General features: G+C 51.5%; 26 protein-coding genes and 1 tRNA gene. 2 read left to right on the forward strand and 25 right to left on the reverse strand.

Going from position 1 to position 26382, the window contains the following annotated elements; all coding sequences use genetic code 11:
• Nucleotides 1-71: 71 nt before the first annotated feature.
• The 17 genes from KQI79_RS07810 to rpsF all read right to left on the reverse strand — a co-directional run bounded on the left by KQI79_RS07810 (nucleotide 72) and on the right by rpsF (nucleotide 19376).
• Nucleotides 72-2177, reverse strand: a complete 2106-nt coding sequence (locus KQI79_RS07810; protein ID WP_216537668.1) for a 5'-nucleotidase C-terminal domain-containing protein — start codon at nucleotides 2175-2177, stop codon at nucleotides 72-74.
• Nucleotides 2174-3001: an energy-coupling factor ABC transporter ATP-binding protein gene (locus KQI79_RS07815; protein ID WP_216537669.1), complete on the reverse strand. Its 828-nt coding sequence runs from the start codon at nucleotides 2999-3001 to the stop codon at nucleotides 2174-2176. The genes KQI79_RS07810 and KQI79_RS07815 overlap by 4 nt, the downstream gene beginning before the upstream one ends.
• The gene (locus KQI79_RS07820; RefSeq protein WP_216537670.1) at nucleotides 2998-3843 is read right to left on the reverse strand and encodes an energy-coupling factor ABC transporter ATP-binding protein; all 846 of its coding nucleotides are present in this window, start codon (nucleotides 3841-3843) and stop codon (nucleotides 2998-3000) included. The genes KQI79_RS07815 and KQI79_RS07820 overlap by 4 nt, the downstream gene beginning before the upstream one ends.
• Nucleotides 3840-4607, reverse strand: coding sequence for an energy-coupling factor transporter transmembrane component T family protein (locus KQI79_RS07825; RefSeq protein WP_216537671.1), 768 nt, complete (start codon nucleotides 4605-4607; stop codon nucleotides 3840-3842). The genes KQI79_RS07820 and KQI79_RS07825 overlap by 4 nt, the downstream gene beginning before the upstream one ends.
• Nucleotides 4608-4649: 42 nt before the next feature.
• A complete protein-coding gene (locus KQI79_RS07830) occupies nucleotides 4650-5258 on the reverse strand; it encodes an ECF transporter S component (protein ID WP_216537672.1) in 609 nt (202 codons plus the stop codon).
• Nucleotides 5259-5287: 29 nt separating this feature from the next.
• Nucleotides 5288-6034 carry a nucleoside phosphorylase gene (locus KQI79_RS07835; protein ID WP_216537673.1) on the reverse strand — a complete coding sequence of 249 codons (747 nt, stop codon included), beginning with the start codon at nucleotides 6032-6034 and terminating at the stop codon, nucleotides 5288-5290.
• A 38-nt stretch (nucleotides 6035-6072) separates the two neighbouring features.
• The gene (locus tag KQI79_RS07840; protein WP_216537674.1) at nucleotides 6073-6768 is read right to left on the reverse strand and encodes a Crp/Fnr family transcriptional regulator; all 696 of its coding nucleotides are present in this window, start codon (nucleotides 6766-6768) and stop codon (nucleotides 6073-6075) included.
• Nucleotides 6769-6960: 192 nt separating this feature from the next.
• Nucleotides 6961-8724 (reverse strand): glycoside hydrolase family 2 protein, encoded by a 1764-nt coding sequence (locus tag KQI79_RS07845; RefSeq protein WP_216537675.1) that lies wholly within the window; start codon nucleotides 8722-8724, stop codon nucleotides 6961-6963.
• Nucleotides 8721-10754, reverse strand: a complete 2034-nt coding sequence (locus KQI79_RS07850; RefSeq protein ID WP_216537676.1) for an alpha-L-arabinofuranosidase C-terminal domain-containing protein — start codon at nucleotides 10752-10754, stop codon at nucleotides 8721-8723. The genes KQI79_RS07845 and KQI79_RS07850 overlap by 4 nt, the downstream gene beginning before the upstream one ends.
• 60 nt (nucleotides 10755-10814) lie before the next feature.
• On the reverse strand, nucleotides 10815-11708 hold the full coding sequence (locus KQI79_RS07855) for a carbohydrate ABC transporter permease (protein ID WP_216537677.1): 894 nt from the start codon (nucleotides 11706-11708) through the stop codon (nucleotides 10815-10817).
• A 16-nt stretch (nucleotides 11709-11724) separates the two neighbouring features.
• Nucleotides 11725-12687 (reverse strand): ABC transporter permease, encoded by a 963-nt coding sequence (locus KQI79_RS07860; RefSeq protein WP_216537678.1) that lies wholly within the window; start codon nucleotides 12685-12687, stop codon nucleotides 11725-11727.
• Nucleotides 12688-12721: 34 nt separating this feature from the next.
• Nucleotides 12722-14296, reverse strand: a complete 1575-nt coding sequence (locus tag KQI79_RS07865; protein WP_216537679.1) for an extracellular solute-binding protein — start codon at nucleotides 14294-14296, stop codon at nucleotides 12722-12724.
• Between the two features lie 181 nt (nucleotides 14297-14477).
• A complete protein-coding gene (locus tag KQI79_RS07870) occupies nucleotides 14478-16142 on the reverse strand; it encodes a response regulator (RefSeq protein WP_216537680.1) in 1665 nt (554 codons plus the stop codon).
• A gap of 2 nt (nucleotides 16143-16144) precedes the next feature.
• Nucleotides 16145-17950 carry a sensor histidine kinase gene (locus KQI79_RS07875; RefSeq protein ID WP_216537681.1) on the reverse strand — a complete coding sequence of 602 codons (1806 nt, stop codon included), beginning with the start codon at nucleotides 17948-17950 and terminating at the stop codon, nucleotides 16145-16147.
• Between the two features lie 285 nt (nucleotides 17951-18235).
• Entirely contained in the window at nucleotides 18236-18517 is a 282-nt protein-coding gene (rpsR, locus tag KQI79_RS07880; protein WP_216537682.1) for a 30S ribosomal protein S18, read from the reverse strand.
• Between the two features lie 21 nt (nucleotides 18518-18538).
• Nucleotides 18539-19045 carry a single-stranded DNA-binding protein gene (ssb, locus tag KQI79_RS07885; protein WP_216537683.1) on the reverse strand — a complete coding sequence of 169 codons (507 nt, stop codon included), beginning with the start codon at nucleotides 19043-19045 and terminating at the stop codon, nucleotides 18539-18541.
• Nucleotides 19046-19091: 46 nt separating this feature from the next.
• Entirely contained in the window at nucleotides 19092-19376 is a 285-nt protein-coding gene (rpsF, locus tag KQI79_RS07890; protein WP_216537684.1) for a 30S ribosomal protein S6, read from the reverse strand.
• Nucleotides 19377-19590: 214 nt separating this feature from the next.
• Between rpsF and KQI79_RS07895 the strand changes: the two genes are divergently transcribed.
• Nucleotides 19591-19782, forward strand: a complete 192-nt coding sequence (locus KQI79_RS07895) for a YjzC family protein (protein ID WP_216537685.1) — start codon at nucleotides 19591-19593, stop codon at nucleotides 19780-19782.
• An 802-nt stretch (nucleotides 19783-20584) separates the two neighbouring features.
• Here KQI79_RS07895 and KQI79_RS07900 read toward each other — a convergent pair.
• The 4 genes from KQI79_RS07900 to KQI79_RS07915 form a co-directional block, all read right to left on the reverse strand.
• A tRNA-Ser gene (locus tag KQI79_RS07900) sits at nucleotides 20585-20675 on the reverse strand.
• Between the two features lie 128 nt (nucleotides 20676-20803).
• Nucleotides 20804-21025 carry a DUF951 domain-containing protein gene (locus KQI79_RS07905; protein WP_216537686.1) on the reverse strand — a complete coding sequence of 74 codons (222 nt, stop codon included), beginning with the start codon at nucleotides 21023-21025 and terminating at the stop codon, nucleotides 20804-20806.
• Nucleotides 21015-21953, reverse strand: a complete 939-nt coding sequence (locus KQI79_RS07910; RefSeq protein ID WP_367398149.1) for a mechanosensitive ion channel family protein — start codon at nucleotides 21951-21953, stop codon at nucleotides 21015-21017. The genes KQI79_RS07905 and KQI79_RS07910 overlap by 11 nt, the downstream gene beginning before the upstream one ends.
• A 28-nt stretch (nucleotides 21954-21981) precedes the next feature.
• The gene (locus KQI79_RS07915; protein WP_230192911.1) at nucleotides 21982-22236 is read right to left on the reverse strand and encodes a putative Se/S carrier protein; all 255 of its coding nucleotides are present in this window, start codon (nucleotides 22234-22236) and stop codon (nucleotides 21982-21984) included.
• Between the two features lie 150 nt (nucleotides 22237-22386).
• Between KQI79_RS07915 and yyaC the strand changes: the two genes are divergently transcribed.
• A complete protein-coding gene (gene yyaC, locus KQI79_RS07920) occupies nucleotides 22387-22995 on the forward strand; it encodes a spore protease YyaC (protein ID WP_216537687.1) in 609 nt (202 codons plus the stop codon).
• Here the strand turns inward: yyaC and KQI79_RS07925 are convergent.
• The 4 genes from KQI79_RS07925 to KQI79_RS07940 all read right to left on the reverse strand — a co-directional run bounded on the left by KQI79_RS07925 (nucleotide 22970) and on the right by KQI79_RS07940 (nucleotide 26375).
• Nucleotides 22970-23461, reverse strand: coding sequence for a DUF4446 family protein (locus KQI79_RS07925; protein WP_367398150.1), 492 nt, complete (start codon nucleotides 23459-23461; stop codon nucleotides 22970-22972). The two genes, yyaC and KQI79_RS07925, sit on opposite strands and share 26 nt — an antisense overlap.
• A gap of 21 nt (nucleotides 23462-23482) precedes the next feature.
• Complete coding sequence (locus KQI79_RS07930; protein WP_216537688.1) at nucleotides 23483-24646, reverse strand: aminotransferase class V-fold PLP-dependent enzyme; 1164 nt, start codon at nucleotides 24644-24646, stop codon at nucleotides 23483-23485.
• Nucleotides 24647-24781: 135 nt separating this feature from the next.
• Nucleotides 24782-25621 (reverse strand): ParB/RepB/Spo0J family partition protein, encoded by an 840-nt coding sequence (locus KQI79_RS07935; RefSeq protein WP_216537689.1) that lies wholly within the window; start codon nucleotides 25619-25621, stop codon nucleotides 24782-24784.
• On the reverse strand, nucleotides 25614-26375 hold the full coding sequence (locus tag KQI79_RS07940) for a ParA family protein (RefSeq protein ID WP_216537690.1): 762 nt from the start codon (nucleotides 26373-26375) through the stop codon (nucleotides 25614-25616). Before KQI79_RS07940 ends, KQI79_RS07935 begins: the two co-directional genes overlap by 8 nt.
• Nucleotides 26376-26382 lie beyond the last annotated feature (7 nt).

Genomic DNA, 26382 nt, shown 5'->3' on the forward strand with positions numbered 1-26382 from the left:
TATCGGAATATCAACATGGAACGGCAAAAAAAGGAGAACGGCCACAGCCGTTCTCCCTTATGCTCTGCAGCTTACTTGGAATCAAGCACCCCAATCAATCGATCCAATGCCGCGGCCGCCTGCGCCCGCGTCATACGGTCCTTCGCCTCGGCATCCTTCAGCGCCTCCATGAGCGAATCCGCGTCGGCGTCGATATGCAACACTTTCAGCGCGTTCTGCAGGATCAGCCGCAGCTCATCCTTCGTGATCGGATCCGCCGGAGCGAATCGATCCTCCGTCACGCCTTGCATCAGTCCTTGGCGGTAAGCGTCCCGAATCGCCTCGTAATGCCAGTCGCCGTTCTCCACATCCTGGTACGGCAGCGGAGCGGACGGTTCGATCGCTTCTCCCGGGCCCACGATTCGAGTCAAGAGCGCGGCGAATTGCGCGCGCGTAATCGGCTCGTCGGGAGCGAACGCCGTATCGTTTTGCCCTCTCGCCACCCCTTGCGCGTACAGCTTCACAATGCTCGGCAAGTAAGGATGGCCTTCGATATCGGCAAATGCCGGATATCCTTCAGGCTTGCGGTGGGTGCGAACGATCCGGCCTTCGATCTTCGGCGCGATCGCGCCCTGCTCTTGAATACGATCCAGCACGAGGAGCGAAATCAGCGGACCGGCATGGCCGTCGACAAGCACTTTCGCTTTCGTCAGCATATCGTAACTGTCTCCGCCCTCGGCCAGGTAATCCGTCGTGCCAAGCGTGTAAACGCCCTTCGGATCCAAAGGCTTGCCGCCCACCTTCACGTCGACGACGCGGAATCCTTGCGGCAAGTTCGGATTGAAGCTGAACTCGATGCCGCTCACTTGCGGGAACCGTCCCGCTCCGGACTCAATCTCGCTAACTCCGTTCTCAAGCGCTTGCCGCAACACTTCGCCGGTCAACTCCAGCTTCACCAAGTAATTCTGGAACGGGAGCGTCTCCATCACATTCCGTTTCGTGATCGGTCCGGGAGGCAGCACATAGTCCGCCCGAATATCCCCGCCGCCGACGATGACTGCGTCGGCCTGAATATATTCCCGAACCGTATCGGCCACATAATTGCCGATCGGCGTTTCGCCTTGCCGTTGAACGGCCTTCATCATATTCAATTCGACGTCCGTCTTGCCGATGACCGTTTCAAGTTCTTTTTCAAGCCGCCCGTTATAATCGTTCATGATGTTCAGCACGGCAGGATCGGGCTTAAATCCTTCTTCCTTCACTTCGTCCTCCAGCGTATAACGGCGGTAATTGAAATCGGCGATGCCGCCGTCCTTCACTTGCAGGTTGATTTCGCCCAAATAAGTATACTCGTCGCCGATAAACCACAGCAGCGTATCGTTAATTTTCTCGGGCATCTCGTAGGCGAAAGCCGCATGATCGCCGACGATCAAGTCGATGCCGTCGACCTCTTGCGCCACGATTCTAGCCTCCGGACTGGCCAAATGCGAAGCGACGATAATCAGCTCCGCGCCATCCTTCTTCATTTGCGGCACCACTTGCTTCATCGCTTCCACCGGATTCAGGACGACGTTGTCGCCGACGGTGGTGATGGCCGGCGTTTCCTCCGTAATCAATCCGGTAAGACCGACCTTCACGCCGTTCACTTCCTTAACGATATACGGTTTGGCCCCTTCCGCATGGGCGAACATGTTCCCGTCCTTATCGACGACATTGGCGCTGACCCAAGGGAATTTGCTCGCGCCGACCAATTTTTTGAGCTGGTCCGGCCCCATATCGAAATCGTGATTGCCGAACGTGTCGATGTCAATCTTCATCGCATTCAACGCGTCGATCATATGCTGGCCCTGAAAAGCGGTCGACAACAGCGAGGTGGCCGTATCGTCGCCGTTGAAAATCACGAGCGAATGCGGCGCTTTCTCCCGAATATGATTGATAAGTCCGAAATAATTCGCAATATTCAGCGCATCGTCTGCGGTATAGAAATTACCGTGAAAATGCGAGTCGTGAATAATCGTTAGCGTCGTCTCGGATAAAGGATGCGCGCTTTTCTCATATCGCTCCCCCACGAAATTCAGCGCTCCCGCCGCCCCCCCGGCAGGAGAAGCCGCGGCCTGTCCGGTCAAAGGCAAGGCGGCGCCTGCGATCAACAAGCCGGCGACTAACGAGACGAGCCATGTTTTCACATAAGTTCTCATTTGACTTCGTTCACCCTCCGTTCGCTCGATTGACCTTTCCATTCAATCAGCTCTTGGACGGTAAGCATCGTACGGGGTGCGCCCAACATTTCCGCTAGCTGCGTAACGTACGGAATGTCCAGGCAAGCTTGCCGAAGCAAGTCCTTATGCGAGAACACGTCCCGGGTCGCCCCGTCCAACAGCACGGTTCCTTGATTCAATACGACCGTTCTTTCGAAATTTTCGGCCACAAAATCCATATCGTGAATAATGGTCAGAACGAGTTTGCCTTCCTCCTTCAACGATTGGATGATCTGCCTGATCCGCTCTTTGCCGGAGAAATCCTGGGCGATGGTAGGCTCATCCAATATGATAATATCGGTATTCATCGCGACGACGGAAGCGATGCTGACCAGCTTTTTCTCCGATAGGCCCAAATCATGCGGGTTCACTTCCAGCTTGTCTCCGAGGCCGACCCGCTCCAAAGCTTGCAGCGCTTGTTGCTTGGCCTCTTGTTCGGCCTGCCCCAAATTGATCGGCCCGAACATGACCTCGCTTAGCACCGTTCGTTTGAAGAGTTGATCGTTCGGATTTTGAAACACAAGCCCGATATGCCGGGATAACTGCGCGACCGTGCTTTCTTTCGTATTGATCCCGCGGACGAATATGTCGCCCGTGCCCGGTTTCAGCAGCCCTTTCAACAATTTGACCAGCGTTGTTTTGCCCGCTCCGTTCTGGCCGATCAACGCGGTCGACCGATGATCCAACTCCAGGTCGATCTTCTTAATCATGTCGGCTCCTCTGCCGTAAGCGAACGAAACGTTCTCCACGCGAATATTCGTCATGACGCATCACCTGCCAACGCTTCATAAGCTTTGTCCAGCGTGGCCGGATAAGAGGGCTCAGCCGCCGGTTTCGCTTGCAGCGCCTTGCATACTTGGGTATATACAGGGGCGGCGACGCCGTACGCGGCCAGATCGTCCCTGGAGAATACCTTCTCCGGCTTGTCGTCATCGATCAGCCGCCCTTCGTGAAGCAACAGGATGCGGTCGGAATATTGCGCGACCTTCTCCATTTTGTGCTCCGCCATAATGACGGTCATTCCTTGGCGGCTTAAGCTTTGAATCGCGCGGAACACTTCCTCCGAGCCTTGCGGATCGAGCTGCGACGTCGGTTCGTCCAGCACGATAATTTGCGGCCGCATCGCAATGATGCCGGCAATGGCCATGCGCTGCATTTGGCCGCCGGATAAATCGAAGGGCGCGCGATCCTTGTAAGGTTCGATGTCCAGCAGATCCAGCGCATGATCGATTCGTTCGATCATCTCTTTGCGGGGAACGCCCATATTTTCCAAACCGAACGCGATTTCTTCGTATACCGTCAATTTGGAGCCGGTAACCTGCGTAAACGGATTTTGAAAGACGATGCCGACTTTCTGAATGATATCGTTGATATCCGACTTGCCGACTTCCAGGCCGTCCACGATGACCTTCCCGCCGTACCCGCCGTGGTAGAAATGAGGCACAAGCCCGGTTAACGCCTGGCACAGCGTGGATTTGCCCGCCAAATTTTGACCGACGAGACCGATGAACTGTCCCGCTTCCACTTCGAACGATAAATCGTCAAGCGCGAGCTTCTCCGTTAGAGGGTACCGGTATTTCAAATGCTCTACGACGATTTTGTTCATGCTACAATCCTCCAAACGACCGCTATAAGCACGATGCCGGCGAAAGCCCAGCGCAGATGCGTACTGTAACGATATGATTGTTGTTCGTATAGAAAGGTTTTGGCGCCCGAGGCGTTAAATCCCCGCACTTGCAGGGCGAGAGCCCGTTCCTTCGTATTCAGCAAGGAGCTTAATACGACCGGGCCGAGCAGCGGAAGGAAAGCCTTCGTCCGCACCAGCAAATTTCCTTCCGTCTCCATGCCCCGCGACCGCTGCGCATCGGTAATCGTCCCCATCGTCGCCACCATTTGCGGAATAATTTGAAATACGGAGCTCATCACGTAGCCGATGCGCGGAGACAACCCTTTGCGCACAAGCGCTTCTACCAGATCGGACGGCTTGGCCGTCAATACGAGAATGGCAAATGCGCATACGATATTGAGCGCGCGGAAACTGATTCCAAGTCCGTACAGGAACCCTTCTTCATACCAGCCGAGCGAACCGATATAGAACATCGCGTGTTCGTTGCCGGGATAAAATAACGATTGAATGACGATCACCGTCGACAGTACGAAGGCGACGAAGCCCAGCATCGGCAGGGCGTTTCGCAATACTTTGCCAATCAGCAGCAGTGCTGCGCTAACCAGCAGACAGACCCATGCCGCATGGAAGGAAGGGATGATAAACGGAAGAACGATCGCCATCGCCACATAATACAGTTTCGTAATCGGATCAACGTCATGCACCGCCGACCGGCGGCTTACGTATAAACTCATTGCTTTCAAGGACTTCACCGTCTTTCTGTCTTGTTGCCGTGAACCCGCGTTCTAGTCGATCGATTCCGTTCTATTGTTGTTTTTGTACAGCAAAGTCAAGCTCTTCGGCAGCAGGCGGTAAATGCCGTACGCCGCCAGCACGGTAATGAGCTTATCGGGCAAATCGACCACAAGCTCGTCGAGGAAAGAAGCGAGCCAGATGGAGCCCGTTTGCGCCATCATATACGTAAACAGCGCGTCTCCCCAAATATTGCCCGTCTGGCCGCCCCAGAACCATACATTCAACGGCGTGGAGATGACGACGGCCGTCAAGCCGACCGTCAAGCCGACCACGATCGCTTTCCCCCAACTGCCGATCCATCCTTTCATAGCCATATAACCTGCGACCAGGCCCATAAATACACTCGTCAGCGCATAAATGAAAGAAATCGGATCGACGGTCAAGCCGTAAATAATGTTGTTGATCAGCCCGGATATAGCGCCGATAATCGGTCCCGCCAACATGCTGGATAATACCGTGCCGATCGCATCGAGCCATAAAGGCAATTTCAACACGCCGGCGAACAGCTTGCCGATATAGTTGATGCCGACCGCTACGGGAATCAACACTAACGCCGCCGTCGAGAAGCGAAACGACCAAACGTTTTGTTTCGTATTCATGGTTACTGCCTCCTCATCGAATTTTCATATCATTTCAATTTGTCGATTGACGCTATCGTTTCCAGCGCGACTTCAATTTCCCGCTCTTCTCCTTGCTTGCACGCCTCATCCGCATTGACGTATTCGTTAATTCCCTTCTCCACATCACCTCCGGCTTCTACGACTACATTTAATATGGATGCGACTCGCAGTCCATTTATACCGCCGATGACGAATAAAGCCGCGGTTTCCATATCGGCTGCCAGCACCCCTCGGCTGCCCCAATACCGGCAAATATCATCCTCCCTCTCCGTATAGAAGCTGTCGTGGCTGCGGACGATTCCGCAATGGCGCGGGACATGCAGCTCGGCGGAAACCTGATTGAGCCGATGCAGCAAACGGTAGTCGGGAATCGCCGGATACGAGCTTTCCACAAAGGCGGCGGAAGTTCCGTCGTCCCTGACCGCTCCGGCGGCGATGACGAGATCGCCCAAGCGCAAGCCTTGCCGCAGCGCGCCGCAGCTGCCGATGCGAATCATCGTCGTAACGCCGATATTTTTCAGTTCCTCTACCGCGATGCCCAGCGAAGGGCCGCCGATCCCTGTCGACGTTACAAGCACCTTCACCCCTTTGTACCATCCGGATACGGTGCGGTACTCGCGGTTAACCATCAGCTCCCGCGGCCGTTCCAGAAATCGCGCCACGGTCGCGACCCGTCCCGGATCGCCGGGCAAAATCGCATACTCGGCGCCGCTGTCCGCTCCGATGCGAATATGGGGTTGAATGAAGTTTGTCACGAATGATGCCACCTACTTTCAAGCTGTCCGTGTTGGCGTTATTGCATTTTGCTCGTTCGTTCCTCTTCTCTTAATTTCGCGATCTCGCGAATGATAATATCTTGACTGCGGATCTCGATGATTCCTTTCTCCTTCAAGCTTTGCAATACCCGGTTGACGCTGCGTTGCGTGACGGCAAACCGGCTGCTGAGCTGGTTTTTATTCACATTGATTTGCACTTCGCCGCCTCGTTTGCCGCCTTGCTCCAAACATTCGACCAAATAACCGCAAACTCTGTGATATAGGGAATAAAGTGTGTCATCACCCGCCTTTTGCGACAGATTATAAAATAATTTGGACAAATACTTGATGAATTGACGATTGACGTTCATGTCCAATTCCAACCATTGGAAAAAGGCTTCTCGTTCCAAACCGATCAGCTTCAGATCGGTAAGCGCCTCTACGTTGCAAACGAAAGGTTTCCGTTCGAAAATTTCCAGTTCGCCGATAATATCTCCCTTCCGATAAACGGCAAGCGAATATTCCCGCCCGTTCTCCGCCACAATGTTAATATCCGCCGATCCTTCCACAATAATGTAGAGACGGTCTACCACATCGCCTTGCCGGAATACGGTTTCTCCGCCGGGGTATTCGCATAGCTTCCATTGCCGCATAATCTCGTAGGGACAATGCTTCAGCAATTCGTAAATTTTCCGGTCTTCTTCCATCAACTTGATGATAACGCTTACAATCATCGGTTCACCTCAAATCATAAATGTTTTGCCGCGATAAGAATAGGACTCCCGTCCCCGTTTACCCTCATTATAAACCGTTTTCAAAAGAAATTTATACTGTTTTTAGGAAAGATGTCCGATAAGCGAAAAAGAGACCCCTTTGCGGTCGGTGAAGACCTGCAAGCGGGGTCCCTTGATTGGCGTTTCATGAGTTTAAGATAAATTAATCTCTTTCACTTTGGCCAATGGAATTTTCGGTTTGCGGTCTTCCGTTAGAAGGCCGTTGATTTCCTGCTGGACGTCGGCCAACTGCGTATAGCAATAGCCGCAAATATAATCCACGCTCTTGATCGCTTGGGTGAGGCCGCCGAACCGTTTCACAAATTCCTCTTCCGATGAAACTTGACGGCCGTAGCCCCAGCCTTGATCCGACTGGAACGCAATCCCGCCGAACTCGCTAATGATGATCGGCTGCCCTTGGTACCCGTACCCTTCGGCCATGGCATACTTCCATTGATTGCAAGTCGTTTCATTGTTCACGATCGCATCTTTGTTGTTCGCATATCGCTTCAAAAATCCGTCCCCGGTCTCGACATAATCATGCAGCGTCACAATATCCGACACGGTATGCTCCCAACCGTCGTTCGTAATAACCGGACGATACGGGTCGATCGATTTTGTCAGATGATAGATGCCCTCGGTAAACTTCTGCTGCCTCCGGTCGCGGAGAATCGTCGGAACGCCCCACGATTCGTTGAACGGCACCCAGGCGATAATGCTCGGATGGTTGTATTGCTGCCGGACGATTTCCAGCCATTCCTGCGTAAACGCCTCGACCGCGCGATCGTGAAACTCGAAGGTTGCGGCCATTTCGGACCATACCAGCAGCCCTTTCACATCGCACCAGTATAGAAAACGGGCGTCCTCGATTTTCATATGTTTGCGAACGCCGTTGTAGCCCATCGCCAACATGTTGTCGATATCTTCGATGATCGCTTCCTCGCTCGGCGGCGTTAAATGGCTCTCCGTCCAATATCCCTGATCCAGAATGAGCCGTTGGTATATCGGCGTATTATTGAGCAGCACCTTCCCGTTTTCAATGGAGATCTTTCTCATCCCGAAGTAGGAGAATACTCTGTCGACCACGCGATCGTCCGCATACAGCACAAACTCGACATCGTACAGATTCGGACGCTGGGGCGACCACAGGCATTTCTTCCACGGCCCGTTCGCCTCGTGGATCAAGTCGACCTCCACCGTCAGGCACGGTCGGTCCACCGCCAGACTTACCCGCTTCACCGGCTTCTCCTTCAAGGTGACGATCGCTTCCAGCCTCAGCTCCTTGCCCGCATCCACCCCGGTCACTTCGTAATCGAAACGGACGGCCTGACGGTCGATGTCCGGCGTCATCTTGACGGCGTCCAGCCGCTGCTCCTCCACATATTCCAACCATACCGTCTGCCATATGCCGGTCGTTTGGACATAGAAGCATTCGAAATTGTCCTTAATCCAACGCTGCTTGCCCCGCGGTTGGGTGCAGTTGTCGCTGTCCTCCGCTTTTACCGTAATCTCGTTGTCGGCTCCGAAGACGAGATACGGGGTAATATCGAAAGAGAAAGCCGCATAGCCGCCCTGGTGCCGGCCCGCCATCGCGCCGTTGACCCACACTTTGGCGATATAATCGACCGCCTGGAAATGCAAGATCACCCGCTTGCCTTCCGCCTCCTTCGGAATATGAACCGATTTGCCGTACCATACTTGCGGATGAAATGCTTCGATTCCGATCCCGCTCGCCTTCGTTTCGTATGTGTAAGGCACGGTGATCGTGTGGGTGCCGGCAAACTTCTCTTGCCACTTCTCCCGCTCCCCCGCATTGTCGTCATCGAAGCGAAAGCTCCATTCGCCGTTCAAATTCAACCAATGATCGCGTACGAATTGCGGTCTGGGGTAATCCTTCGTATAAGCTTTCGTTGTCATACCGCACCTCCCGACGCATGCTTTGCCTTAATTTCAAGCGCGTATACGGATGCGGGCCGCAGCGGGTATCCTCGCTGCCATGCGGCGGCAGGGACAAGGTTGGCCTTGCAGGCGATACGATTCGGCTCGAATACCGAATTGATATCGTCGAAGGAATCGCCTGTTATTTCGTATAAGATCGTTTCCGCGGAAGCCTCGAAAGACTGCAATCGAAGCTCGGCTTTCACTTCCTGCAAGCTGCGGTTGACGATAAAGACGGTGACGACGCTGCGGTCCTCATTCGTACAGGCCGCGATGTCCAAATCGGGAAGCGCATCCATCCCGATCGGCGTCGGCTTATTCGACAGGACGGAGAAGGTGCCGCACTCGACATCGACGGGAAGAAGATGCCGGATGTCCCGATTGGCGTAAAGCTTCAGCACTTCATAGGTCGGCGTTCCGTATACGGCAAGCGGTAACCCGCTCCAACCGGCCTCCTTCCCGCAATATTGATCGGCATAATAGTCGCCTACGCGGATGCATCCCCCGAGCCAGCCGTTCACCAAATCGGAGAAGCTGCCGATATGCACCGTATCGCTTAAGCGAATCATTTCATTCAAGTTGGCGGCGTTGGCAACCGCTGCGCCAAGCGTATGCTCGTTCGGCAGCCCTTTGCGAATCGTATTCGGATAGTACATCGTGTTGTACTCGGTGATAGCCAGCTTCACATGGCGATGCTTCGCATTCGATTGAATATGCTCCACGGTCTGCCGAATATGGTAGCGCGTCCACTCCGGGAAAGATGCGATCGCCTTATAACGCTCCTCCGCCGGAGTGTCCCGGTTCATCCCGAAAGGTCCGTAGCCGTGATATAAATGCAGCGTTAAATAATCGATATGCTCGCCCGCGATATCAAGTACAGCCTTGTTCCATTCCTGGTCGGTATGCCCGCAAGCCAAGATCGAGACGGAAGGGTCGGCCTCCTTCATCGCTTGCACGAAGGAAACGCATCGTTCCGCGAACTCCTTGGCCGAACAAGTGCCGACCTGCCACGGACCCCATACTTCGTTGCCGATCTCCCAATACCGGACCTGATACGGTTCAGGATGGCCGTTCGCCGCCCGCCGCGCTCCCATCGGCGTATCGACGCTTCCGTTGCAATATTCCACCCATTGCGCGGCTTCCTCGGGCGTACCCGATCCGTCGTTGACGCAGATGAGCGGCTCAACCCGCAGCTCCCGGCAAAAGCGGATAAATTCGTCCGTGCCGAAATATTTGGAAGTCCACCCTCCCCACGCCTCGTTGTACATGACCGGTCTCTCCAGCACGGGGCCTATGCCGTGCTCCCAATGATAGGCGCTAATGTAATTGCCCGCGATTCTCATCATCCCTGCGTTCAGATCGCGCGCCATCTCTACCACCTCGCGTTTGACCATACCGATGCTGTCGGCGGGCAAGAGCGACACATGGTCAAGCCAGAGCATGCCGGTCGAGACGTGATCGGCCCATCTTGGGTGCTCGGCCGGAATATATACCCGAAGCTCGGCGTCGGCGCATACGCGGGATACGGGCAGACGCGCCTCGTATTCCCGCCAGTTATGGCTGACCAGTTCGACGCGCACCCGGCCGAGCGTATCCCCCGTGCGCCGGTCCGCCGCTTCGACGAACAAGTAGCGAAGCTCGACGGAAGCCCGTGCGACAAGTTGGACCGTGTACTCCATCGGTCCCTTCAAGGCAACCTTCTGCGCAATGCCGGCGTAGGCCTCGTCGTCGCTCAGCAAGCGGATCCGCTGCGCGCGGCCCGAATGTCTCGGGGCCGGCGCTTCCAGGGCGTATTCGGTATTGCGCCCGTTCGTATAGGCAACCCAGCTTCCGGATACCGCTCTCTTCGTCTCGGCCTCGCTCTCGAAATCCATGTCTTTCACAGGAAAAGCGAGCATCGCGTCCATATGGTCCCGAATGTCCTCTACAAAATGCCCGAACAAGTAAGGATTGATCGTATGCTCGCTCGTTCGGCTGCAATCAATTGTAATCGTCGCGTTCGTTTTCAAAATAAAAGCCTCCATAAGTTCGTTAGTAATATTGGCTGCGTTTCGCAAACAACGGCGGATTTATCCTTTGATCGACCCAATCATGACGCCTTTCACAAAATGACGCTGCACAAACGGATACATAACCAGGACAGGCAAACTGGAGACGATGATCACCGCATATTTGATGCTTTCGGCGAGCAAAATTTTATCCTCCAATCCGACGTTTGCGTCCACCGCATCGGACTGGCTGATCATCAAAATTTCGCGCAGCACAAGCTGAAGCGGATGCAAATCTTCGCTCCGGATATAGATGAGCGCGTTAAAGAACGAGTTCCAGTGGCCTACCGCATAGAACAGAACCATAACCGCCAGAATCGGTTTCGATAAAGGCAAAATGATGTGCGTGAGCAGCCGCCAATTCGAGCAACCGTCTATATGGGCGGCTTCCTGCAGTTCCCAAGGAATGCTCGATTGAAAATATGTCCTCATCACGATCAGATTGTACGTGGCGATCGCGCCGGGAACGATGAGCGCCCACATCGTATCGACCATCCCCAAGTTTTTGACCAACAAATAGGTTGGAATCAGCCCTCCGCCGAAAAACATCGTAAGCGTAATGAACACCATGATTGCATTGCGTCCGGGAAGATCCGGCCTCGATAGTGGATACGCCGCCAAGACCGTCATGATGATATTAATGACTGTGCCGACCGCTGTGTAGAGAATAGTGTTGCGGTATCCGGTCCAAATTTTTGCGTTTTGCAAAATATTCGTATAGGCGTCCAAGTTGACCCCTTTGGGCAGCAGCCATACTTCCCCGTTCAACACCTTCGCCGGATCGCTGAACGAAGCGCTGACAATAAAGAGCAGCGGATACAACACAATAGCGATAATCACTGCCGCTATGGCATACACGATCGCATCGAATACCCGTTCGCTCGAAGCGCTTCTTATTGTTGCTTGCTTGGACATCGCTCGATCCCTCCCTTTACCATAAGCTCGTCTCCGACGTTCTGCGCGCAAAACGATTGACGAGCAGCAGCAGCGTTAGATTGATGAGCGAGTTGAACAGCCCGATCGCAGCGGTATAGCTGTACTCCCCCTTTAAAATCCCCGTCGTATAGACGAATGTGGAGATGACGTCGCTCGCTTCCAAATTCAAATTATTTTGCATCAACAAAATTTTCTCAAACCCAATGTTCATGAAATTTCCGATATCCAGGATGAGCAGAATGACGATGACGGGAGCGATCCCCGGCATGGAAACATGCCATATGCGCTGCAGCCTCGTAGCCCCGTCCATCTTGGCCGCCTCGTATAGCTGCGGATTCACTCCGCTGAGGGCTGCGATATAAATAATCGATTGCCACCCCATATTTTGCCATATGTTCGATCCGATGAAGATCGTTTTAAACCAACCCGCTTCCTCCATGAAACGAATCGGCGTGCCGCCGAACAACTCGATCAGCTTATTGACGGGACCGCTTGTGGGCGAGAGGAATACCGTCAATATGCCGACGATGACGACAACCGAAATAAAATGCGGGATGTACGTGATGTTTTGCAGCACTTTGCTGAATGTTTTGCTGCGAATTTCGTTAATGATCAATGCCAGCAAGATCGGTATCGGAAAAGCGATCAACAGCGAAAATAAATTGATGGACAACGTATTCCATAAGAGCCTCCAGAAATAATACGATTCGAAAAACCGTTCGAAGTGTTCGAAGCCCGCCCAGGCGCTGCCGAATATTCCTTTGGCCGGATTGAAATTTTTAAACGCGATTTGCAGCCCGTACAACGGGCCGTAGTGAAAGACCAAATACCAGGCGATCGGCAGCAGCAGCATGAGGTACAGGTCATACCGTTTCGCCATCTGTCTGAACAGGCGCGCCCCGCGTCTCGAAGCGGTTCGAGGCGGAGCGGCCGTCGCATTGGCTTGCGCGCTCTTCATGGGAATCTACTCCTTATGCGTGATGGGATCGGCATTATTTCTGCATCTTGTCATAGGCGTCCTGATACAGCTTCTCCAGCTCGTCGATTTTCATTTTCTTCAGCGTCGCCTGGAATTCGTCCCATTTATCGAAGCTAAGCGAACCGACAATAAATTTCGTACTTTGCTCCTCGTAATATTTGTCGATATCGTTGCGCAAGACGTTCACTTGCTGCGCGGTTTGCTCGTCAAACACCGGCGCCGCGTACTTAACCTTCGGCATGAACGGATCCAGCTTGTTTTGCGCTTCTTGTACCTGCGGAGGATTAATAAACGAGGCAACCTTGTCGCTAATAATGTGCGGCGCCCCTCCTCCGGCGTACGGCGTAATTTTCGCTTGATTCGTAATGTCCTCCAGAAAATCTTCTTTATAGTACGGAATTCCGTCCCTCAGCTCATAATGCTCGCCTTCCCGGCCGAATCTAAGCATGGTCGAGCCTTCGTCGCTATAGAAATAATCGATCCAACGCATCGTGACTTCCGGATATTTGTTGACGGAAGTGATGGCAAAGGCTCCGAAATCGCGCGCGATCGGCAATGCCTGGCTTTGCAGCCGGTCCCCGTGCGGGCCTGCCGGCGGCGCGATTCCGACATACTGATCCTGGATCGACAAGAAGTTATTATTCGTCTGGTCGAAGAAGAATCCCGCATTGCCCGACCCTTGCTTGGCCAAATATTGCGCTTCTTTATGCGAGAACACCTCCGGATCCAGCAGCTTCTCCTTGTACAGCTTGTTGAGATACATCAGCAGCTCTTTGTTCCGGTCGTTGCCCATCCAAATGTTGACTTTGTCGTTTTCAAGGTTGATATTGTAACCGAGCTGCAGATCCAGTCCGAACGACCCGCTCATCATATGAACGATCGGCAACCCTGCCCGTGCGGTCATCGGGATTTCATCCGGCTTTCCGTTTCCGTTCGGATCTTGATCCCGGAACGCAACCAACACCTCGTACAGCTCTTCCGTCGTCTCCGGCTCCTTCAGGCCGAGCTTATCCAACCATTTCTTATTGATCCATTTCTTATCCGTACGCGCCGCTCCGAGCGTTACAATGCCCGGAATGGCATAGATATGGCCTTCCGGAGTCGTGATCCCCGCACGGATCTCCGGGTATTCCTCCATCAGCTTTTTTAGATTGGGAGCGTATTGATCGATCAAATCCTCCAGCGGAATCAATTGACCTGCCGATCCGTAGCGGACCGCCTCGAGCGGCGAGATGCCGGAACGGAACAATGCATCGGGAAGCTCGTTCGACGCGAACAGCAAGTTTTTCTTCTCCTGGAAGCCGTCCGTCGGCGCTTCGATAAATTCCACCTGCACATTGCTCATTTTCTCGTAATCCTGGAAAACGGGCATTTCCTTGAACGGACCGTTAACGGGCGCGATTCGAGTGAACATTTTCAGTTTGACCGGCTGGTCTACAATTGGAAATCCGGTTGCATTGACGGCATTCCCGGTTTGAGCGGCCGGCTCGCCCTCTTTGGTCGTACCGGCATTGGAACTGCATCCTGACACGATCAAACCGGATGCGATCATCATGACGAGTGCATATCTTCCCCAGCGTTTACGCATGAATTTGTAACCCCCATATTTCGTATTCGCCAAACAACAACGCTGTAAGCGTTTTCCGTTGGCGTGTGATTATTATAAGTCATCAGAAATGGGGGCAAATTATAATAATATGACTATTTACTCTACAATTTTTACAATCCCTCGACTCCGTGCCGCTTCTTTTCCGCGGTCGCGGACGGCTTCACTCCGCCTTCCCCCCGCCCAAGCCGTTCAGATACGCATGCGGCGTCATCCCGGTTACTTCCTTAAACACTTTGAAAAAATAGTTGTGCGTAGAGAAGCCTACTTGACCGCTAACTTGTTTGATTGTATACTGGCCGCTCTCCAACAGCTTGCGGCTCGCCTCGATGCGGACTCGATTTACATATTCGGAAAAGGTCGATTGCGTCTCTTCTTTGAATATTCTGCTTAAGTACGAGGGATTCAGGCCGATGGCGCCTGCCGCCAGTTCCAACGTAATGTAGCCCGGATACTTTTCCAGAATCAGATCGATCGCCTGCGACACGTGGCGGGAATAGGGTCCGATCGCACGCTGCTGCCGCAGCAGTTTCAGCAAGCAGTCGTAATAGCGCTGCAGCCATTGCTCCAGTTCGCCTATATTATCGATCTTCCCCAAATCGCTGCGGGAAGGCAGCTCCCCCGTAACGGCTTCGGCCAAAGCCGTCGGCATCCCTCTCTTCCATGCTTTATCGCCGATATGCAACAACTCGCCGACGACCATCTGCACCGTATGGGAATGGATCGGCTGATGGCGAATGGAAACGAAGACGGAAGCAATCAATCGGTGCATGCCTTCCTTATCCAGCCTTTCGATGGCGAGCAGAAGCTGCTTCTGCTCCTCGATCGTCAAGGAAACGCGTTGAGTAAAGACGCTCGTTCCCCTTCCTTCCGCTTGATCCGGTTTCTCGGAAGACCTATGAGGCGCAGACCGCTCTGCAGAAGGGGGGAGGTCGAGCGCCCGTTCGGCCGAGCGGTAGCTGGAGCCAAGCTGCGGCAAGCTGCCGCACACATGCCCGACGGCATAGATGCATTTCAAATTCAAGAATAGCTCAAGCGAATGCCGAAGCTTGCTCATCAGTCTCCCGGCCTCGCTTGCGGCGGCATGTTCGCTGCGCTCCTTGAACGAGAACACGACAACCAAGCGACCGTCCCCCATATAAGCGACAGACCGCTCGTGAATATCGCCCAAGCCCTGCTGCATCATGTCGACGGCTTGTTGAACCAGCCGGTTCGTCTGTACATCGCTGCAGGATTTCGTGAGCAACAGGAACGGCACGATCTGCACCGCCGCCGCCGCGTAGCCGACCGCTTGTGCATACAAGCCGTTCTTCCGCGCATAGGCTTCCAGCTCCGTCGCCGCATCCGCCTTCCCTCTCACGAGATCCGCTATATAGTCGCGGATGAGGACGGGACTCATTCTCTCCGCTAATTGTTTGTGGGCCGCACGGCTTTCATGCATCCGATCCTCCTGCTGCAGATCCCGGACCGCTTTGTTCAACATCGTTAACAGCGTCGCATCGTCCAAGCGATGCTTCAGCAAATAATCGACGGCTCCGTTCTTCAAGCTCTCCCGCACATAATCGTAATCGTCGTAACTGCTAAGCATGATCGTCTTCACGGAAGGGAACCTGTCCCGAATCGTTCGATGGAGCTCGACACCGTTCATGTCGGGCATATTCACATCAATGATGGCGATATGAGGCGGAGATTGCTCGATCATTGTTAATGCCATTGCTCCGTTATACGCTTCGCCGCATATCTCGAAGCCATGCTTTCTCCAATCCAATAACGTCCCTAGATCGTTATGCACCAACGGTTCGTCATCAATCAGCATCACTTGAAACATGCTCAGACCACCTCTTCTTTATCCGATTGATCCATACTCGATAGTTTAGGGAATGTAACCTCCACCTTCGTATACCGTCCCGGCTCGCTATACAGCTTCATGCCATACCGCTCGCCGTACATGCGAACAATCCGCTCGTGCACGTTGCGAATTCCCATGCCGCTGAAGCGCGACGGAATCTCCTTCTTGTCCGTGTCCCCCAGCAGAAGATCCGCTTGCTCCTGCGTCATGCCTTGGCCGTTGTCGTTCACTTCGATTTTAAGATCGTTATGCTCCTCGTAGACGCGAATGAGCACGAATCCCCCATCCTCCGACGGGCCGACTCCATGAATGATTGCATTCTCCACGAGAGGCTGCAGCATCAGCTTCAGCACGCGGCACTCCAGCAAGGCTTCGTCCTCGACCTGAGTGTACACCTGGATCGGCTCCATATACTTGTACTTCTCGATGGATACATAGCTGGATACATAGTCCAACTCTTCCCGCACCGTAATAAATTCATTTGAATTTCCGAGTACGCCCCGCATCAATTCGATTAACGAGCCGGACACCTCTTCGATATTGGGGGCCCCATTCAGTTTGGCCAAATACTTGATCGTGTTGAGCGAATTATAGAGAAAATGCGGACGAATCTGCGCCTGCAGCGCGGTTAGTTCGGCCTCGCGCTTCTCTTTCTCGCTAATCCGGATCCCTTCCAGCAGCCGCTTCAGTTCTTCCACCATACTGACGAAGACACGGTACAACTGCCCGACCTCGTCCTTCGTTTTAATTTCCGTTTTCGGGAACGTCAAATTTCCGTCTTTCACGAACATCATCATCGATCTCAGCCGCCGAATATTGATCGTGATCCGGGACGACACCTGCAGCGATCCGATCAAGACGACGATAAAAACGATGATCGATATTTCCGCCATCAAATTGCGGATTCTGGTAGATTCGCTAAGCAGGGAATCCATCGGAATGAGCGCCAATGTAGTCCAGCCTGTATAATCGGATATGCGGCTGACGACGATGTAGGATCTTCCTTCGATCATCTTTTCTACCGCGTGGCCGATTCCCGCAAATTCCTGATTAATGTTGACAACGGTCTCGATGGAAGGAGCGTAAGAGGATGGCGCCGATTCGGATTGGTAGACGAATCCGTTCTCCTCGTCCAACACATACAGCATGCTGTCTGCGGTCGGCTTCACGCCATACGTTTTTTTGATGAAATCATAATTCAAATCCACCATGACCACGCCGATCGTCTCGCGATTATAACGAATCTCGCGGCCGACGGTGATTGCCTCCATCTCCCCGCCTGTCGGCTTGAAGTAGGCGTGACGCGAACCGTTGCGGAGCATATAATCCATCATCGGCGTTCCGAGCACGGTACGGTCGATCCATGGGCCTCCGGTGAAGAATACTTTGCCGTTCAAGCCGACAACGGCAATCCGTGTAATATACGGCTTATAATCGATTAAGCCCGATAGAAATTCATTAATCCGCTTCTGCTCTTGAAACCATTCGTAGCTGATCTCCTCCGTAGGGCTCAACACCGTATCGATGACCGTATTTTTGCTGGACACAACGACCGTGTTCAACCGGTTTATTTCCTCCAGCATCACATTGAGCGACTCATCCGCTTGCCGGATGCTGTCCGCTACCGAAGTAACCGCGTTATGCTTGATCGTCTCGCGCATGTTCATATAGACGATGCCGGTAATAGAGACGATCGAGAGAAGGGTGACGAGGCCGAATGCGAGAAATATTTTTCCTTGAATGCTCAATGCAGGCGATATCAACCTTAGAAGATTCGTAAACTTCATAGCGGGAGGTCTCCTTTACGATCATAGGCATTTGATTGGTGCAAGCGCTTTCCATTTCGCACATTAACAAAATGACAATAAAAAATTATGCGGCAGTTATAATTTTTTAATAATATCATAATTCGAGGAGATTGTGTTGTCGAGACCACCTAACATTTTGCTAATTATAAAAAAAGAACCCTTGAATAAACAAGGGTTGAGAAGCGCCGCTGAGCGCAACAAAAAAGGACTGTCCCTCAAGTCCATGGAAAGACCTGCAGGAACAGTCCCTTGATTGGGTATCGATTATTCCGTTGTGTACGGCAACAATGCGATTTGACGCGCGCGTTTCACGGCGATCGTCAGCAAGCGTTGATATTTCGCGCTTGTTCCAGTGACGCGGCGAGGAAGAATTTTTCCGCGCTCGCTAATAAATTTACGAAGCAAATCCGTATCTTTATAGTCAATGTGAGTAATTTTGTTCACTGTGAAGTAGCACACTTTACGGCGTTTGTTGCGTCCGCCGCGGCGGCCTCCGAATTTTTTCTCGCCGCGCTCTTCATTGCCTTCTCTTTGCTTGAAGCTCATCCGTATTCAGTCCTTTCGTTCTTAAAATGGCAAGTCATCATCCGATATATCGATCGGTTTTCCGTCATCGGAAAAAGGATCTTGATTGTTGTTGCGCGAAACTCCCGAATTCCGGTTGCCCTGTCCGCCTTCGCCGTAGCCGCTGCCGCCCCCGAATCCGCCGCCGCCAAAGCCCGATTCCTCGCGCGGAGCGCCGCCGCCATCGCGGTTAGCCGATTCCAAGAAACGCACATTATCTGCAATAACTTCCGTCACGTAAACGCGCTTTCCTTCGTTATTCTCGTAATTGCGTACTTGAATGCGACCTTCCACCGCCGTTAAACGGCCTTTGCGCAAGTAATTCGCGCATGTCTCGGCGAGCTGCCTCCACGTAACGACAGGGATAAAATCCGCCTCCCGTTCGCCGCCTTGGCTTGTAAACGGACGATCCACCGCCAGGGTGAACTGGGTTATTGCGACACCCGAAGGAGTATAACGCAACTCCGGATCGCGGGTTAAGCGTCCGATCAGAATGACACGGTTTAACAATCGAATCCCCTCCTTCAACGATCATTACAAAAGCCCAATGTTTCGATTAAGCAACATCTTGCGTGATCAAGTAACGAATGACTTCATCGGAAATCTTCATTACACGCTCAAGTTCCGCTACAACTGCAGGCTCTGCCGTAAAGTTGACCAGGACATAAATTCCGTCGCGAAACTTGTTGATCTCATACGCAAGACGGCGTTTGCCGAGCACATCGTGCTTCGTAATTTCACCACCGTTGGAGATGATGCCTTGGAACTTTTCGACTGCCGCTTGAACAGCTTCCTGCTCAATGTCGGTACGAATAATGTACATCACTTCATATTTGCGCATATCTTTCACCTCCTCTTGGACTAACGGCCCCCAATCATGTTGGGAGCAAGGGGTACGAGGAAAACTCGCACCTAACTAATATATCAAAACCTAGGTCCGATGACAAGTCAAGGCGGCGCTTGCGGAAATATTTTCACACTTATGTTCGGTACCGTCCCGGCAAACAATATGGTGGAACAGCCATTTTCATTCAAGCTTATCGGAGGTGAACGTATTGGGCGAACAGACGGAGTTCGAACCGGGCGACAAAGCGCCGAACGACGCGACCTATATCGAGGTGGGCGAGGCCGATTTTCATATGGGCATAAACGATCCGAAACAGATTCGTTTGCGGAAAGGCGAACGATTCCCGGAAACGTCGAATCATAACCGAAAATGGAAGAGCAAGCGGAATGCGCTGAAGTGATGTATATTATCGCGGCAATTCGCGCATAGTAACTCCGACGGCGTATAGAGAGGTGTGGTTCCGTTGAACGTGACAGCGCAACAACCGCAAGGAGATCTTGGCTACACGGCATAAAAGCGGAGGAATGTGCCAAAGACACTTGTCTGCAACACATGCGTATTGATCTTTCAATACACCGAGCTTTAACATGCTTTGAGTAAAGAATTCCAACAATCAAACGCCGTCAACCAGCGAAGGGTCCGAAAGGGCCCTTTTGGCGTTCGGAGGCTCGATGACGTGACTCCGGCGCGTAAGCGCGAATATTCATTGATGTTTCCCTCGTATGTAAGTGCAAAAATCCATTGAATCGCCCGATTTGGTACTGGGCGTTTCATCAATTAAGGTCAGATTGGCCGGCAAAAAACCGTGACGACCCGCAGGGTGGGCTAACGAAACTAGAACACGCTAATAGCCTGTAAATGACCCTGTTGCTGGTGTAACGAAACTGAAACACGCTAATGAGGGGAAAAAGGCGATAAAAGCGCCGATTTCCAATGAATACCGATACGTACTTTCGTTAGATTGGCAACGTCCTCATTTTTTGCCCAATAAGGATGGTCAGTTTCGTTAGCGCCAAACAAGGAGCGTAGGTTAGAGCGGATCGCCTTCGAAATAGGGTTCTATCCCCTTTTATAGGCGCAATAAAGGCCTTTTTCCCGAGAAATAGCTGGATTTCTGCAGTTGCTGTTGCGCGGAACGTCAAAACTTCAACAATCAAAAAACCTCCTACGATCTCACGTAAGAGGTGATGTAACGTTATGTATGGCGGAAAGGGTGGGATTCGAACCCACGCACGCCTGATGACGCCTAGCTGATTTCGAGTCAGCCCCCTTGGACCTCTTGGGTACCTTTCCACAGCAAAAATAATATTATCACAGTCTATCGAATATTGCAACACAATTTTTAAAGTGTAAAAATCCGGGGAACTTCCCAGTTCCCCCCTGTCTAACGAATGGAAATGTACGCAGCGAGTATCATCGCTCTACGTCGCGTTTCCTTCTTCCTTCTGCGTTGCGGCGGACCGCAACACCTTCTTCATATTTTTCTCGAATTTCACCCGGGGAATGAGAACACTATGCTGACAGCCGACGCATTTAATCCGGATGTCCATCCCCATACGTATGATTTCCATTTCATTAGAGCCGCAAGGATGCGGCTTTTTCATTTGTACGACATCCCCAAGTTCGAATTGTTTACGTTCCATCGTTCATCCCCCCTTTACCCGCTCTTTGATACGTGACGAGCCGCGGATATGGAATATCGATCCCTTTCGCATCGAGCGCTTTTTTCAATCTCGCATTGATGATCCGTGTCACTCCATAATGCGTGTATGGTTTGCATTCGGCAATTACGCGAATCGTTACTCCCGTCGAACCAAACGTTTGTACCCCTAACACTTCCGGCACTTTCAACAAATCTTCTATTTCAGCAACCATCGGCTCGACGGTTTCTTTAATGATTTGAATCGTTCGCTCCGCATCCTCTTCGTACGCGACCGCTATATCGATTACCGCGATCGAATTTTCCAACGAAAAATTTGTCACTTCATTAATCATTCCATTCGGAATAATATGGACTTCTCCCGTCCAGTTTTTAATGCGCGTCGACCGTAAACCGATCACTTCCACCGTACCTCTGAATTTCCCGGTCTCGATGATATCTCCGACGGCGAATTGGTCTTCGAAGATGATGAAGAAACCGGTGATCACATCTTTTACCAAGCTTTGGGCGCCAAAACCGATCGCCAGCCCTACGACGCCGGCTCCCGCCAGCAGCGGACCCAAATTAATATTGAATTCGGCCAGCACCAGCAATAACATAATAAAATTCAATGTATAGGAAGTCACGTTTTTGAGCAGCTTGGCGACCGTAACCATTCTTCTCGAATTGACGTTTAGGCGCATCTTTTCCTTTTTGCTCATCGTATGATCGATGATGCGATGTACGATCGCTATGACTGCGCGGGTTACGATAAATATGATGACAATATCAATCAAGCTCCATAAATATCCTCCCCACGTCTCCGAACTCGTCACATAATTCCAAAATTGTTGAAACACGTTCAGCTTCTCTTGAATTTCCGCTTCTATATTCGACGATTCGGCCAATGGCATTTCATGAAACTTGTACACGAATCAACCCTCCAGTCGTGCGGTTCGGTCATGATTCGATGGTAACATATTCTTTTTCATTTTTAAAATAGATCCCTCTAATCTCAACCCGCTCGCTTTGTATCATCTCCCTCACCCGATCCAAGCTTGCGGCAGGGAATTCGATCGATAGAGCGCAACCGGCCGTAATTTCCTTCGGCGTAGGGCAAATATCGATTTCGATGCCGGCATACTCCAAGAGCATCTCCGCGCGTAAAGCTTGTTGTGTCGAATCGAATGCAATAAGCAACATATCCGAATCCATCCGCTTTCGGTCCTTCCTTCGCTGGCAGATCATTTTGATCCGCTGCGCGAACTTTCCGCGCAACTTCCACAAAATATGAATCTCGCAAGTATAAATTGGTTTCAACATCCATATACTAGGAATACAAATCATAGACGGAGGTTGAATGTCATGCCATCTTCCATTGATCATCATGTATTAAAAGCTTTGCCTTCTCTAAAATTGTCTCATACCGAACCTCATATTCATACCGCCGTCACGAACCGATTGGTAGAACATTTTCAATTCATCGAGCCCGAGCAACGTTTGGTCGTCGTATGCGTCGGCACCGACCGTTCGACCGGAGACTGTCTCGGCCCGCTCGTCGGAACCGCATTGTCCAAATATAACAGCCCTTTGTTTCACTTATTCGGCACATTGGACGAACCCGTCCATGCCGTCAATTTAAAAGACACGCTTCAACATATCCATAACAACTTTACCGACCCTTTTATCGTCGGGATCGATGCTTGTCTCGGCCAAACGTCAAGCGTCGGCAATATTCAAGTCGGTTTCGGTCCGGTACGGCCGGGCGCGGGCGTACATAAAGAATTACCGCCGGTCGGCGATATCCACATTACGGGCATCGTAAACGTCGGCGGTTTTATGGAATACTTCGTGTTGCAAAACACCCGGTTAAGCCTGGTCATGAAATTGTCCGACATTATTGCGAACAGTTTATATATTGCCGTAAAGCGATGGCATCTTGCCGGCGCTACTCCTGCTCGGCGGCGAGACTAATCGCCGTCTTCTCTTCTGGAGAAAGAGAATAATTGGAGCTGCCTCCTTGGACGGGCTTTGCATACACATAGGAATTATCTCTGCTATGTAGTGCAGACAAAACGATGCCGTCTTGTTTTTCATTTAAAATCGCCAAGGAAAAGCTCAAATCGCTTCCGGTATCGCTAAAGGCATTATAACGAATAATGCCGATTTTCGCCTTCATCTTCAACAATCTTTCCGTGATGCCCCGCATTTCCGAAACTAGGGTCGATTGCCCTTTCTGCATTTCGGCTATATTTTCTTTCATTGAAATAATTACATTTTCCAAATTCGGTACGCCGCTATTTTCCATCATTTGATGATAACTTCGCCGAAGTTTGGATAACTTCACGCCTTGTGCGATGATCAAGACCAACATCACAATCAATATGACGACAAACCCGGCGACGATCCACTGCATCTGTTCCAATATTAATTCATTCACGTTAACGAACTCTCCCCCGCCCTATTTCGAATGTGTTTGAATATCACGCATCGCGTCAAGAAACGCATTCACGTCCTCTTCCGTTGTCGTATACCCTACGCTCGCCCGTACCGCTCCCGTTCGCGTCGTACCGGCAGCATCATGCGCCAGCGGAGTACAGTGATAACCTGCTCGAACGGCTATGCCGTATTCGCGATCCAATCGGAACGCGATTTCCGCGTTATCCGCTCCTTTTACGGTAAAGGAGACGATTCCCGTTTTATCTTCCCCCAGATCGGGACCTAACAATTCGATACCTGGAAGTTGACGCAATTGATCCATCATCCGCTGCGTCAACTTCCATTCTTTAGTATGAATTTTTTCAACGGTCTCATTCAGAATGAACTTCACGCCTTCGTTCAATCCGGCCAGGCCGACCGTGTTCGGCGTTCCCGCTTCGTATCGGTCCGGACGAACGCCTGGCTGTTCAACCGCATCCGATTGGCTCCCTGTTCCTCCGTGCAACAACGGCTCCAATTCCATATCGGGCGCAATGTATAATCCGCCTGTACCTTGAGGCCCCAACAAGCCTTTATGACCCGGAAAAGCCAGCATATCAATGCCCATCGACGCCACATCGATCGGGATCGTTCCCGCCGTCTGCGCCGCATCGACCAATAATTTTACGCCGCGTTTTCTTGTCATTTCTCCAACTTCGCCAACCGGCAAAATCGTCCCCAACAAATTCGAACTATGGGAGCAGGCGACCAATTTGGTATGCGGGCGAAACGATTGTTCCAATTCGCGCAGATCTACGACACCTTGGCGATTCGCTTTAATATAGGTTACGTCCAAATTCCAAATCCGTCGCAAATATTCGACAGGCCTGCGAACCGAATTATGCTCAATCCCGGTAACAACGATGTGATCGCCCGGCCTGACGATGCCTTTAATCGCCAAATTCAACGCCATCGTCGTATTGAGTGTAAATATAACATCCATCGGATTGCGAACGCCGAACAATTGGGACAAATGACGGCGCGTTTCATAGATCACCCTGCTCGCCTGCACCGCCATCGCATGACTTCCTCTGCCCGGATTCGCTCCATAATCGAGCATCGCCTTTTGCATCGCTTCGATGACTTGCGGCGGTTTTGGCCAGGACGTCGCCGCATGGTCGAAATAACGAATAACTTCATGCCCCATTCTCCCACCCCCCTGTTCTTTCTACATCCCAAATCTTGCACCGTCCTCTATGCATGAAACCAAACGATTGGCAGATACATAAAATCTCGCATCCATGGATGCGAGATCGCTACATTACAATTCAGATAAGAAAAGTTATTGCAACATTTCGAGCAACCGTTCCAAATCTTGCTTACTGTAATACAGCAGCTCAATTCTCCCTTTATCTTTATTATGTTTAATTTTAACGGTCGTTTTAAAACGTTCTCTCAACAATTCTTCCACGCCGTCGATATAAGGGTCTTTTTTCTTCGTTTTCGGTTTCGCACGGTCTTTCCCTTTCGTGTCAAGCTTTTGGATCGCCTCTTCCAACTCCCGTACGCTCCACTCGTTCTCGATCGTTAGTTTCGCCAACTCTTTTACGGTAGCCGTATCTTTCACTCCGGCAATCGCACGCGCATGTCCCATCGACAATGTTCCACGTGAAACATTATCCTTCACTTCCTCGGGCAATTGCAATAATCGTAAAAAGTTTGCGATATGCGAACGCGATTTACCGACTTTCATCGACAATTCTTCCTGCGTTAATGAAAACTGGTCCATCAAACCTTGATAGGCGACGGCAATTTCAATGGCGTTCAAATTCTCGCGCTGCAAGTTTTCGATTAATGCAATCTCCATCACTTGCTGATCGGTGAAATTTCGAACGACCGCCGGAATCGTAGCATTCCCGCAATATTGGGAAGCGCGGAAACGCCGTTCTCCGGCAATAATCTCAAAGCCTTTCAAAATGCTCCGCACGATAATAGGTTGGATGACGCCATGTTGTTTGATCGATTCCGCCAATTCGCGGATCGATTCGTCGTCAAACGATTTACGCGGTTGATAAGGATTGGCGCGCAACTGACTCAAGGGGATTTCTACGACTTTGTCGTCATCGTTAATCGCCAACGAAGGAATTAATGCGTCTAACCCTTTGCCTAAACGTTTACTCATAAGAAATCACTTCCTTTGCAAGCTCCAAATAGACTTCCGCACCCTTCGATTTCGGATCGTACGTAATAATCGATTGGCCGTGCGACGGAGCTTCGCTCAACCGAATATTACGCGGAATCACCGTTTGGTACACCTTTTGCTGGAAATATTTTTTCACTTCTTCAATCACTTGAATGCCCAAATTCGTTCTCGCGTCAAACATCGTTAACAGCACGCCTTCAATTTGCAACGATGTGTTCAAATGTTTCTGAACAAGACGAACCGTGTTCAACAATTGGCTGAGCCCTTCCAACGCGTAGTACTCGCATTGAATCGGTATTAGAACCGAATCCGCCGCCGTCAATGAGTTGATCGTCAGTATGGCGAGCGAAGGCGGACAATCGATCAATATATAATCGTACATATGCTTGATTAACTGCAGCGATTTTTTTAACCGAACTTCTCTGGAAATCGTAGGAACAAGCTCAATTTCCGCGCCGGCCAATTGAATCGTTGCCGGGATAATATGCAGTCCTTCTATATTCGTCTCTTGCAACGCGTCTTTGGGATGTACGTCGTTAATGATTACATCGTAAATGCAATTAACGACATCCGCTTTGTTGATCCCGATTCCACTAGTCGTATTTCCTTGGGGATCGATATCGACCAACAGAACGCGTTTTCCAAGAGTTGCAAGCCCTGCGCCCAAATTAACGGAAGTCGTTGTTTTTCCGACGCCACCCTTTTGATTGGCTATTGCAATTATTTTAGACAAATCAATT

The sequence above is a fragment of the Paenibacillus sp. MSJ-34 genome, from assembly GCF_018918005.1.
Classification (GTDB): Bacteria; Bacillota; Bacilli; order Paenibacillales; family Paenibacillaceae; genus MSJ-34.